Source organism: Paenisporosarcina sp. NPDC076907 (assembly GCF_050269735.1).
Lineage (GTDB): Bacteria > Bacillota > Bacilli > Bacillales_A > Planococcaceae > Paenisporosarcina.
The window spans coordinates 505,411-517,251 of record NZ_JBNNIX010000001.1 but is presented as its reverse complement, the minus strand read 5'-3'; the positions used below and the strand labels follow the sequence as shown (position 1 = coordinate 517,251).

The following is an 11,841-nucleotide window of genomic DNA, read 5'->3' as shown; positions in this document are numbered from 1 at the left end:
GCGTATCCTCCTTTGACAAAATAAATTATTTGTAATTCATAACAATCTTCATTTACCCTTTGCATTTCTTTTTAAACGCTTCGCTCGTATCTTTCTCCCCATAAATGATTAATACATCTTCCTTCTTCAACACTTCATCAGAGGAGGGATTGCTAATGAGTTTCTCTCCACGACGGATTGCCAGTACCGTTACACCCGTCTCATTACGTATCGCTGATTCTTTTAATGATTTGCCGATGTATGTACAGGCTTCTTCCAGCGACACCTCTTCGATAGACTGTTTTTTTTCTTTTGTATGAATAAGAAGATTCACTAAATCTGTCCCTACTGGACGTAATACGGAACTAACCAATTCCCGGCCACCAATTGTAGAGGGATTGATTACTCGACTGGCACCTGCACGCAGCAATACTTCTTCGGAGCCTGCGTTTTCTGCTCTTGCAACCACTTCTATCTTTTCATTTAAGGCTTTCGCTTTGATGGTGATAAAGACATTATCTGAATCACTCGGTAATGTCGCAATCAAGCCTCGTGCATTTGCCACATTCGCTTCTTTCAAGATATTTTCCTGCAACGGATTGCCAATAATGCGAAGGGTTCCTTCCGCCAAATACTCCACCATTTCTTCTTCGGAGTCATGGATGTAAATGACACGGACGTCTTCTTCTTTTAATTGCTCATAAACCTGTCTTCCCACCCGTCCTAATCCACATACGACAATATGATTTTCCAAATTTTTGATTGTATGTTCCATGCGTTTATTCCACACCTTTACGGAAAGTTGATGTTCAATGAAATAAGAAGCCACTGCTCCCATCGCGTAAGTAACAAATGCCACTCCTAAAGGAATAAGTAATAATGCGAATTTTTGACCCGCTTCTGTCTCTGGGACAATGTCTCCGTAGCCAACCGTCATTAGGGATATAATCGTTAAATAAAAGGCATCAAAAAATTCGAGATTTTCCAATGCCATGAAACCTGCTGTGGCAACTGCGACTAAGACGATTAGACCGATAATGGCAAAGAGTATATGTCGGAAACGAATGCGAAGATCCATCCATTTTGATGTGTTCATTGATCCACCTGCTTCTTTTAATTGGTTCATTACTTTAAATACCCTTTCGCAAACCTTTTAACACGAATTTCGTCTATTTAGTGAGGTGGAAAAAACATGAAAAAATGGACTGTACTCTTTCCCTTGTTCTCTATCTTCTTTCTGCTGTGGATTGAACAAGGAATTGAAGTTTCTTATGTATGGAAAACACTTGCCAAAATATTAGTTTTTGTCGTGTTTCCTGTAGTTATATTGAGAAGTTTTACATTTAATTTTCTGCAAATACGAAAAACACAAAAAAATAGTATTTATATAGCACTAGGGCTAGGATTAGTTCGTGGCCGGTACAATTATAAGTACGTTTATGTTGTTGAATGATTCGATCAACTTGGTCGCATTACAGGAAGATTTGGAAACGCGGGTTGGTGTTACAGCTTCAGTATTCCCATTTGTTGCAGTTTACATATTGTTGGGTAATTCTTTTTTGGAGGAATTTTTCTTCCGAGGCTTGTTAGTGGATTTATTAAAAGAATCGAGATTGAAGTGGTTCTTGCCAAGCCTCTTTTTCGCCATCTACCACATCGCGATTTTCTTGCCATGGTTTGAGTGGTCAATTTTACTATTAGCAGTCGTGGGTCTCTTTATTGGCGGTCTTATATTTCAATGGATGAATGAGAAGAGCGGAACCATTTATCCTTCCTGGATCATTCATATATTTGCGGATATAGGGGTTTTGTTGATTGGGGTTTATATGTTTTATATTAAGTAGGTTTTGTAAACAATTACTGGTCATTTATTATGAAGGATTTACAGCTTGGACATTTCCCATCACTTGGAGACTGAAACCGAGTTAGCGAAACACGTCCACCTCAAATAAAATCCATCCAATGGTTTTTGAAAATTTCCCTTCAGCACTAAACAATAAAAACGTCTAAGCATAGGCTTAGACGTTTCTTTGGTTTGACTGACAACCTGGTTAAGTTCCGCAGTCAATTTAGTATATGCAACTTGAAGGTTTTAATTACGGTTTTGACCTGTATGTGTCGCAAAAAGTCAGGGAACGAATCCCTTACATATTATGAATCAGTTTTGATTGATACAGTGACTTTAAATAAATCTCCATCCACGTTTATACGTAAAGAACCACCGTGTAAGTCGACAATCGACTGCGCGATTGCCAATCCAAGTCCAGAACCTTCCGTATGACGGGAAGTATCGGCTCGTTTGAAACGTTCAAACAATTCATCAACGTTTTCACCAAGTTCGAATTTCGTGACATTTTTCAAGATAATTTGGGCACACCCATCCATTTCTTTCAACGTTACATAAACACGTGTGCCGGGCAACGTATATTTTATTGCATTCACAATTAAGTTATCCAGCATTCTCCACCATTTCTGTCCGTCAACAAAGGCATGAATCGGATTTTCTGGAACAGCTACGCGGAAATCGAGACCAGCGACTTGAATGGCTTCTTCGTGTTCTGCAAGAGCTTGTTGCATAAGCTGAGTTAAATCCACCCTTTGCTTATTAAGCTCCATATTGCCACTCGCCATTTTGGATACTTCGAACAGATCTTCAATTAATGTTTTCAATCTCTGAGATTTACGATCTAAGATCGCCACGTATGACAGACGTTCTTCATCCGTTAAATCAACCTTTTTCAGTAAATCCGTATAAGTAATAATTGATGTCAAAGGTGTTCGTAAATCATGGCTAACATTTGTGATTAATTCAGTTTTTAGCCTTTCACTTTTCGCCTGTTCTGATTGCGACATCCTTACGCCTTCACGAAGCATGTTCAAATGTTTGGCATGATTAGCAAAAACGGATTTGCCACCAATGCGTACATCTGCAATCTGATGTCCTTTTGCCATATGTTCAGTCGCTAATGCGAGTTTATTGTAATCACCGACTCTTTTCAGCAGCAAATACAACGCAGGCATTAAAATAAATACGAATAAAGGCACATATATAATCAACAATTCTGGAACAACAAAGATACCCGCAAGGCCTAATCCTGCCAGAAAGACCACCAACAGAATAATAATAATCTGGGTACCCAGTCGACGGTTAAGAAACACGTCTTCAATTGTTGTCACCCATTTTTTGAAAATACTTCTTTCCCACATCGTTCGTATTCCAGTTTTCCTGCTGTCGGTAAACAACCATACCGACTGAATGAGTGCCAATGTCAGGAAGAAGACGAATAGCAAAACCATCATGGCAGCATATACAGCAAATCTAAGATTGGAATAATAATATTCGTAATAGCTCAATTGATCCGAAACGATCGTTGAGAAAGCAAAGGCTAAAACCAACGGAATGAAGATTAATAATAAGCGAATCTCCAATTTTCGTTCTTGAATGAAAGGTTGTGTAGGGGAAGAAAGTATTTCGGCCTTCCTTTTATTAAATAACCATATGGCTCCTCCAAAAGCAATCAGCCCTAACATCCAAAGAGAGTAAAAGTAGGCTTTGTTTTGATTGAAGTTGGTCAGACCCTGCATATGTTCAGAAGCATTAGTCGTTTTCGGTATAGCGACTGTTCCGGAAAACTGACTGTCCTGGTCTTTTATCATATTACTAATGTAAAAGATGGATAAAGATCTCAATTCCCCATCTTCCACATTCATATAATTTTGATTCACATTTGAAAGACGAAGAAAACCGGTTTTCGAACTGTACTCTTTTTTTATTGCATTCGCGTCTTTGACATCACCAAAAGAGTAGTGTTCACCTGTTACCACATTGGTTAGTTCATAGGCCATTTGATTTTGCAACGCCTTCAAATGCGGAAGCGAGTTAGAGACCTTTCGATCATATTCTTCCAATGCCTGTTTTTTCGCTTCCATGATTTTATTTCTCACCACTTCATCATCAGCAAAGTTTTTGCGGATTTCTGCGATTTTCTCGTCTCGCTCATTCACTAATTCAGACATCATTTCCTCTTCCGACAATGATGTAGCTTGCTCAATCAAACTTTCATATTGATAGCTAACGTCACGGATTTGATCCATTTGGGAACCATAATACATGCGGTATTCTTCTATTTCATTTTCAGTCACTTCAAGGTTCTTAATCTCTTCTTTTACGTCAAACCTATTGATTAACGTTGGATAGACTTCATTCATTTGGGATTCCACTATTGTTTGAAAATGATCGGAGTCTTTAAATTCTTTACCTAGATATTGATGACTGTATGAAGTAAATGTTAAAAAGGCCAAAATCGCAATGCTGATTAGTCCATAAAATAGCCATGATAATCTTTTCATCAATTAAGCCCCGCCTTTTAACATGCGGGTTAAATGCACAAGCATTCGGCTCGATGAAAAGTGATTATCCATTAACTGGGCGATAAAAGAATAGCAATACATGAGACTGAGCATGGCGAGTGCAAGTGCGACAATGGAGAACCAATGAGTAGCTTTACTTTTCGATTTTGTAACCAATTCCCCACACCACCTTTACATATCTCGGATTTTTCGGATCCGTTTCGATTTTTTCGCGAATTTTACGAATATGAACAGCGACAATATTTTCGGCATTGTAAGCAGGCTCGTTCCATACTCGCTCATAAATTTCCCCAATTGAAAACACTCGACCGGCATTGGTCATCAGCAATTCAGTAATTTTGTATTCGATTGGTGTCAATTTCACCGTTTCACCATCAAGCGTCACTAACTTGGCGTCCATATCCAGAACAAGTCCCCCGATTGCCACTGTGGCATTCTGTTCCTTGAACGTACCGAGATGGACATACCGACGCAACTGCGACTTCACACGAGCCATCAGTTCCATCGGATGAAACGGCTTCGTTACATAGTCATCTGCTCCCACGGATAAACCGTGAATTTTGTCGGAGTCTTCCGCTTTTGCACTCAACATAATGATTGGGATATTGCGCTCTGAGCGAATTTTGAACGTCGCTTGTATGCCGTCCATATTTGGCATCATAATATCGAGTATGATTAAATGAATCTCATTCTTTTCAAGTAGCATCAATGCCTCGAGACCATCCGCAGCTTTCAGTACGCGGTATCCTTCATTTTTCAGGTAGATCTCAATCCCGTCACGAATGTCCTGGTCGTCATCCGTTACAAGAACCGTAAATTGTGTCATCCGTTGCACCTCATTTCTACTTCTTATGATACCAATTATATCTGCCAATTCTTAACAAACTATTAGGATAAAAATGAAGAATTTCTTAAGAAAATGCTTTATTCATCCATAACCCGGCGGAGCCTTGGTATCACAAGCCCGAAGATTCTATCGATAAAATCAGCACAAAAAAACTGCAAGATGTTTCGGAAATCGTCACTCTCGCCGTCATGAATCAAACACGCAGAGAGTATTATGCGAGGTAAATTTTAATGTAATTCCTACGTGGACAGTGATAATTCCTACGTCACCTACGTTTTTTCCTACGTGATGGTCAATTATTACAACTGAGCAATCGCTCAGCACATAAAATGATATTGTTTTTTTCGATTTATTATCATGGTGTATTAATCGGCATCAACTAAGTTCCACTCCGTTTTCAACACAAAAAAGCGTCTCTGGTTAAAGAGACACTTTCCAATTACCCAATATGCTTTACTCTTCTTCTTCCACTAAACGTAAGGACTATTATTCCGCCGAGCAATAGTAAAACGCCAACCCAGGAAACAGGGCTTAATACTTCGCCTACGATGAAGACACTCAACACGGCAGCCGTTAACGGTTCTCCTAAAGATAACGTCACAGCTGAGGAAGATGGGACTTTCTGGAGCCCAAATAAATACAGGATGTAGGCCACACTCGTCGTCATAAATCCTAAATATAAAATCGTCCAAATATTTGATGGTTCCGTAACCCATGAGCTGTCGAAGATAAACAAGAATGGCATCAACATCAATGCGCTCATTGAAAATGTCATGGCAACTGCCGGAATAGCTTCTACTTTAGAAAGTAATGCTTTACTGACAATGGTGTAAATAGCAAAAATAAATCCGGCAATCAAAGACAATGTAACTCCCAGTGGATTGACTGTAAGCGAGTCTGTATTCAGAAATAACAGGCCGCAGCCAATGACCGAAAGAGTTGTCGCCAATGCCCATGCGCGAGATGGCTTCATTTTAAGAAACAGCCATTCTATCAAACCCGAAAATATCGGCGCACTGCCAATGGCAACAACCGTGCCGATCGCAATACCCGTTACACGTACGGAAGTGAAAAATAACGGTTGGAATAAAGCCATACACAATGCACAAATTAACGTAATCAGCCATGGCCATGTTCGGAAATTAATTTTTCTCATCGTGATCATAATTAATAATAAGGAAAATCCACCAATTGCTAACCTTGCTGCACCAATCGTCAAAGGTTGCGCATTTTGTGGCAAGTAGCTTTGAGCTGTTCCAGTTGTGCCCCATAACACAGCAGCTAATAACACAAGGAAGTAAGGGATCACTGTTTTCATATTGTCACCTCAAGTTGTTGTTGACTGTACTTTACCATATTTTATACATATTGAGATACAACATTTCGTCCTCTATACTGAAGAAAAAGGAGTGTTGCTCTGTGTATTTAACAATAGAAGAAACTGCTGAATTTTTGAGCATGCCTGAACCACAAGTACGCCGGTATGTATTAGAAGGCCGAATTAAATCTGTCCACGATGGAGAACAATATTTAATTAATCAAACTCAATTTGATCGCCACTTAGAACAAGTCGAAGACGTCAAACGCCAAATTGACGAATGGCGCAATACGCCTATTCCAGAAGACATAGATGTTAAAGATGAAGACTAAACTGGACCCACATTGGTCTCTTTTCAATTGATTATGCAAAAAAAGTTTGATAGAAGCTGGTCATTTGACATCGCCTAAGAACTTTCGTAAGGGGAAACCGTCACCATTCGTCGGAATCTTCATTGTACGTTTTTCAAAAGACCGTACGATTTCAAGCATTCTTAATTGGTGCCCTGTTGCTTCCATCTTTAGTAAGTTTCTTTTAGTTCGCTACATTCAACAGGATGGCAACTAACTTTGAGTCAAGAATCTCTTGCCTATTTGCGAAGATCATAACTAGTCAATAATTACTTAAATACTATTTTGAAACTTTTACCAACACTCAAACGTTTAAAGAATGAGAGGAAAAAAGGGGTTGGGGTTATGAATCTTGCATTGTCGATGCTCATCGTCTTACTATCAGGTTATTTAATTGGTTGTCTCCACGGTTCATTTGTGGCGCAACTGCTTTCTGGGGTGAACGTAAAGGAACAGGGAATAAAGAATGCCGGGGCATCAAATGCCACTATTGTGTTGGGTAAGAAATACGGGGCACTGGTCGCATTGATTGACATTGGTAAAAGCATATTTGCTATTGGTCTTTTGCGTTTACTACTAGGATCCACTGCATTTTCCGTTGAAGTTCAATGGGTTCTTTTATTTTTGATGGGGGCATTTGTCGTAATTGGTCACAATTATCCATTTTGGATGAACTTTGATGGGGGCAAAGGAACAGCGTCTGTAATTGGCGTATTGTTAGTACTAGATTGGAAAATCGGATTGGCTGGACTTCTTTTGCTAATTGTCATTTCTCTGGTTACAGACTACTTATTAATAGGTGTACTGTTTTTATATATTACATTTATCATTTTAGCCTTATGGGTTACAGAGAGTTTTATGCCACTTGTCATAACGATTGCACTTTTTTTACTCGCCATATGGAAACATCGGGAGAATATCCAGCGTTTAAAAGATGGAACCGAACCACGAGTTTCTTCGGTTATCAAAAAGAAAAAAGCGGTATCCACACTGTAATTTTAAGTGGATGCCGCTTTTCTTATTTTGTCTCTCGATGTAACGTCATCTTCTTCAGACGTTTTGAATACTTCATCATTTCGATTCGTTCTGGATTAGTGCGTTTGTTTTTAGAAGTGATATAGTTTTTATCGCCTGATTCTGTACAAGCTAATGTGATATTTACTCTCATATTAGTAAGTCCTCCATTCTCCAAATAGTAATGATTACTATTTATAATACCATATTGTAATTTTAATGGTCAATCACCCATGATCATTATTCCGTGATGATTCAGAAAATGATAAACTAATAAAAGATTCATTGAAATTAAGGGAGTGGACTGTCATGCAAGAAATATTAATTGAACGTCTTGTGCGCTATGCTAAAATCGATACACAATCTGATGCGAACAGTACAACTTGCCCGTCAACGCCAGGGCAGTGGGATTTATTGCATGAACTTGAAAAAGAGTTAGCTTCAATCGGAATGGAAGACATTTCACTGGATGACAATGGTTATTTATTTGCCACATTGCCTTCAAATACAGAACGTGAACTGCCAACAATCGGCTTTCTAGCTCACGTTGATACAGCTACTGACTATACAGGCAAAAATGTTAATCCTCAGCAAATAGATTGCTATGAAGGTGGCGATATCCGATTAAATGAAGAAACCGTCATGTCTCCTGACGATTTTCCAGAGCTTAATAATTACATCGGTCACACTTTAATTACAACTGATGGCACGACTTTACTGGGTGCTGACAACAAAGCAGGAATCGCTGAAATTATGACAGCTATGGAATACCTAATTAAAAACCCTGACATTAAACATGGCAAACTTCGAGTTGCCTTTACTCCGGATGAAGAAATTGGTCGTGGTCCCCATAAATTTGATGTTGAAAAATTCGATGCCAAATATGCTTATACAATGGATGGCGGACCTCTTGGAGAACTTCAGTTTGAAAGTTTCAATGCAGCTGGTGCTAAAGTAATTACACGTGGGACGAGTGTTCACCCCGGTTCAGCTAAGAACAAAATGGTCAATGCTCTGACAATCGCTATGAAGTTTCAATCTTATATGCCAGTAAATGAAGTGCCTGAGAAAACTGAAGGCTATGAAGGATTTATACACTTAATGAATTTCAACGGGCATGTAGAAGAAGCAAAATTATCTTACATCATTCGTGACTTCGATCGTGAAAAATTCGAAGCGAAAAAAGCATTATTTGAAGAAGCTGCTGCAAAAGTCAAAGCTGAATACGGAGCTAATGCTATTTCATTTGAATTGAATGATCAATATTACAACATGGGTGAGAAAATTGAACCTGTAAAAGAAATTGTCGACATTGCACATGAAGCGATGACGAATCTTTCAATTAATCCATTAGTCATTCCAATTCGTGGAGGCACAGACGGTTCCCAATTATCGTATATGGGCATGCCAACACCTAATATCTTTACTGGTGGCGAAAACTATCACGGAAAATATGAATATATTTCAGTCGATAATATGGAAAAAGCAACAAAAGTCATGATCGAAATGATTCAACTGTTTGAAAGACAAGCTTAATAAAACAAAACCAGCACAGACTGTCCTCCCGACAGACTGTGCTTTTTTTATGGAGGTTTTCATGGTATTGAACGTAAAAAAACACGAACTAATTTTGTGCCATTACGCATATATTTTATAGGTCGCAGATAACATCATGCCTAGGCCTCCACACTAACTTCACATTTTTGTAAAGATTACCTTGATAAACAATGAAAATCATTCTCAATAATTGGTCGAAATGTGGTATGATGTTTTGAGTGAGAACACCTATCAGTTAGTTGGAGGTTACAATGATGCATACTGCTGTTAAAGCTGAGTCCCTGTCAATTGGATATACTGATCATTTACTATTCGAGAATTTAAATTTACATATACCCCGTGGGGAAATTTCCGTGTTTGTTGGTAGCAACGGTTGCGGCAAGTCCACTCTTCTTCGTTCAATTGCCCGATTGTTGAAACCGACAACCGGTTCTGTTCTCTTGGAAGGAAAAGATGTTCACCGCATGTCTTCTAAAGAAGTAGCAAAAAAAATGGGCATACTGCCTCAATCTCCCGTATCACCGGAGGGATTAACGGTTCATGATTTAGTTAAGCAAGGTCGTTATCCACACCAGTCGTGGTTGAAACGCTGGACTGAAGAAGATACGGAAAAAGTGGAAGCAGCAATGGAAGCAACGCGCATTAGCGATCTACGAGACCGAGCAGTTGATACATTATCTGGTGGCCAACGTCAACGCGCCTGGATTGCCATGACACTCGCTCAAGATACAGATGTCATCCTTCTTGATGAACCAACTACTTATTTGGATATGACGCACCAAATTGAAATCTTGGATTTGCTTTTTGAATTAAATGAGAAAAAAGATCGCACCATCGTCATGGTGTTGCATGATTTGAACTTAGCCTCCCGTTACGCACACAATATCATCGCCATTAAAAATGGTGACGTACATGCTCAAGGGAAACCGGAAGATATTATTACATGCGATTTAGTACGTTCGGTATTCGGGATGGAATGCCAAGTTTCAAAAGATCCGATGTTCGGGACCCCTCATTGTATTCCTTATGGTCGAGGGCGCTGTGTAGTTCCAGAATTACGTGTATCTACTGGTGCATAAGGTATGAAGGAATCACTCAACCGGCTTTCTGTTTTTGTCGATGATGAACGTCAACCTCTTACAACACTTGAAGAAGTTCAGACAGTACATGGCCTCACAAGATTCCTTCAAACCGTTCGAGACTTGACAGATGCACCGACGGATACCGTTGCTGCATCTGTTTTTTTTCGTCGGATGGGATTTTTATTTGCTGCTCAATTCCATATCATTGCTGTACACAAGAAACTGTTTGCTGGACCTTTAAATCAAGTTGGCATTATTTACGATGACTATACATTTAAGTTCACATTGCCGAGTGAAGGTTTTATCGAAGTGAAAGAAGAAGAACAAGTCTTACGATTCGTACTGGATACCTATGGTCATCCCCTTGTTGAATTCTTTAGCTTACATTCAAAAATTTCAAAATTGATTTTATGGGAAAACATCTGGGGCTATGTCTTATGGGCTTACAGTCAGTTAATCCAGGATGGTGTTTTAGGTGCCGCAGAGAATTTGGATTTACTATTGCTCGACAGCACCTGGAAACCGCAAATGAGACGATCTCCTTTTAAGCAATTTTTACAAAACCAATCTGCACTTGAAGCGATGAAAGACTATAGACGGGTTACATGCTGTTTATTAAAAGAAATGCCTAATACCAATAAATGTTCTTATTGCCCACACGCTGAATAAGCGTGTTTTTTTATTTTGCAGAAAATTATGGATACACCCCCATAAGTTATGAATCTATTTCGAAAAGTATATTAGCGTCTTTGAGATGCAAATTTATTAAGAGGTGACGAAATTGAAAAATTGGAAAAAAGCAAGCGCTGCTATATTAGCCGCAGGACTTATTACGACTTCTGCAGGACAAGTTTGGGCCAACGAAACTGAGAAAGTAGATTCTCCTGATTTAGAAGCTGTTCAACAAACTCCTGTTACAGCTGAAGATTTAGAAAATGCTTCACTCGTTCCAACTGGTTACACTGCCAACAATATTTTTGCCCTTTCTAAAAACATTGAGAAAATTAGTAATCCAACAGCAAAAGCTGCATTACAAAAGAACATTGACAAAGCACTAGCTAAATGGGCTGAGAAAAACGCTGAAACACCAGAAGCTGAGCTTCCTGAATCTCCAGAGACAGAAGTTCCTGAAACTGAAGTTGAAACTCCTGTAGTAGAAGCTCCTGAGACAGAAGTTGAAACTCCAGAAGTTGAAGTTCCTGAAACGGACGTTGAAACTCCAGAAGTTGAAGATGAGAATGAATTAAACGAAAAAGCTGCAGCTGCTCTAGCTAAAGCTGAAGAGAAGAAAGCTGCTGCTCTAGCTAAGGCTGAAGCTGCTAA

The 11,841-nt window shown here is 39.1% G+C and carries 13 protein-coding genes and 1 pseudogene; 8 read left to right on the top strand and 6 right to left on the bottom strand.

Annotated elements, in window-relative coordinates; all coding sequences use genetic code 11:
* Positions 1–52 precede the first annotated feature (52 nt).
* The gene (locus ACQKEV_RS02620; protein WP_427443087.1) at positions 53–1,105 is read right to left on the bottom strand and encodes a potassium channel family protein; all 1,053 of its coding nucleotides are present in this window, start codon (positions 1,103–1,105) and stop codon (positions 53–55) included.
* 286 nt (positions 1,106–1,391) lie between these two features.
* Here ACQKEV_RS02620 and ACQKEV_RS02615 point away from each other — a divergent pair, with 286 nt between their 5' ends.
* Complete coding sequence (locus tag ACQKEV_RS02615; protein ID WP_427457696.1) at positions 1,392–1,823, top strand: CPBP family intramembrane glutamic endopeptidase; 432 nt, start codon at positions 1,392–1,394, stop codon at positions 1,821–1,823.
* A gap of 307 nt (positions 1,824–2,130) precedes the next feature.
* Here the strand turns inward: ACQKEV_RS02615 and ACQKEV_RS02610 are convergent, their stop codons facing one another.
* From ACQKEV_RS02610 to ACQKEV_RS02600, 3 genes are read right to left on the bottom strand one after another with little or no spacing between them, the layout of a single operon-like run.
* Positions 2,131–4,329, bottom strand: a complete 2,199-nt coding sequence (locus ACQKEV_RS02610) for a histidine kinase dimerization/phospho-acceptor domain-containing protein (RefSeq protein ID WP_427443081.1) — start codon at positions 4,327–4,329, stop codon at positions 2,131–2,133.
* Between the two features lie 3 nt (positions 4,330–4,332).
* Complete coding sequence (locus ACQKEV_RS02605; protein ID WP_427443079.1) at positions 4,333–4,506, bottom strand: hypothetical protein; 174 nt, start codon at positions 4,504–4,506, stop codon at positions 4,333–4,335.
* A complete protein-coding gene (locus tag ACQKEV_RS02600; RefSeq protein ID WP_427443077.1) occupies positions 4,484–5,176 on the bottom strand; it encodes a response regulator transcription factor in 693 nt (230 codons plus the stop codon). Before ACQKEV_RS02600 ends, ACQKEV_RS02605 begins: the two co-directional genes overlap by 23 nt.
* 95 nt (positions 5,177–5,271) lie before the next feature.
* On the opposite strand from ACQKEV_RS02600, the pseudogene ACQKEV_RS02595 reads away from it, so the two are divergent.
* Positions 5,272–5,421 (top strand): annotated as a pseudogene (locus ACQKEV_RS02595) (aminopeptidase); the annotation flags it as partial.
* A 215-nt stretch (positions 5,422–5,636) separates the two neighbouring features.
* On the opposite strand, the gene ACQKEV_RS02590 reads toward ACQKEV_RS02595, so the two are convergent.
* On the bottom strand, positions 5,637–6,515 hold the full coding sequence (locus tag ACQKEV_RS02590) for an EamA family transporter (protein ID WP_427443075.1): 879 nt from the start codon (positions 6,513–6,515) through the stop codon (positions 5,637–5,639).
* A 101-nt stretch (positions 6,516–6,616) separates the two neighbouring features.
* Between ACQKEV_RS02590 and ACQKEV_RS02585 the strand changes: the two genes are divergently transcribed.
* Together ACQKEV_RS02585 and ACQKEV_RS02580 are read left to right on the top strand one after the other, a co-directional pair.
* Positions 6,617–6,847: an excisionase family DNA-binding protein gene (locus tag ACQKEV_RS02585; protein ID WP_427443073.1), complete on the top strand. Its 231-nt coding sequence runs from the start codon at positions 6,617–6,619 to the stop codon at positions 6,845–6,847.
* Between the two features lie 363 nt (positions 6,848–7,210).
* On the top strand, positions 7,211–7,861 hold the full coding sequence (locus tag ACQKEV_RS02580) for a glycerol-3-phosphate acyltransferase (RefSeq protein ID WP_427443071.1): 651 nt from the start codon (positions 7,211–7,213) through the stop codon (positions 7,859–7,861).
* 22 nt (positions 7,862–7,883) lie between these two features.
* On the opposite strand, the gene rpmG is transcribed toward ACQKEV_RS02580, so the two are convergent.
* Positions 7,884–8,033 (bottom strand): 50S ribosomal protein L33, encoded by a 150-nt coding sequence (gene rpmG / locus ACQKEV_RS02575; protein WP_427443069.1) that lies wholly within the window; start codon positions 8,031–8,033, stop codon positions 7,884–7,886.
* A gap of 155 nt (positions 8,034–8,188) precedes the next feature.
* Between rpmG and pepT the strand changes: the two genes are divergently transcribed.
* The 4 genes from pepT to ACQKEV_RS02555 all read left to right on the top strand — a co-directional run.
* The gene (pepT, locus tag ACQKEV_RS02570; RefSeq protein ID WP_427443067.1) at positions 8,189–9,415 is read left to right on the top strand and encodes a peptidase T; all 1,227 of its coding nucleotides are present in this window, start codon (positions 8,189–8,191) and stop codon (positions 9,413–9,415) included.
* 275 nt (positions 9,416–9,690) lie between these two features.
* Positions 9,691–10,515 (top strand): ABC transporter ATP-binding protein, encoded by an 825-nt coding sequence (locus tag ACQKEV_RS02565; RefSeq protein ID WP_427443065.1) that lies wholly within the window; start codon positions 9,691–9,693, stop codon positions 10,513–10,515.
* A 3-nt stretch (positions 10,516–10,518) separates the two neighbouring features.
* Complete coding sequence (locus tag ACQKEV_RS02560; protein WP_427443063.1) at positions 10,519–11,187, top strand: hypothetical protein; 669 nt, start codon at positions 10,519–10,521, stop codon at positions 11,185–11,187.
* Between the two features lie 112 nt (positions 11,188–11,299).
* On the top strand, positions 11,300–11,841 hold a 542-nt coding region (locus ACQKEV_RS02555), incomplete at its 3' end, for a hypothetical protein (RefSeq protein WP_427457693.1).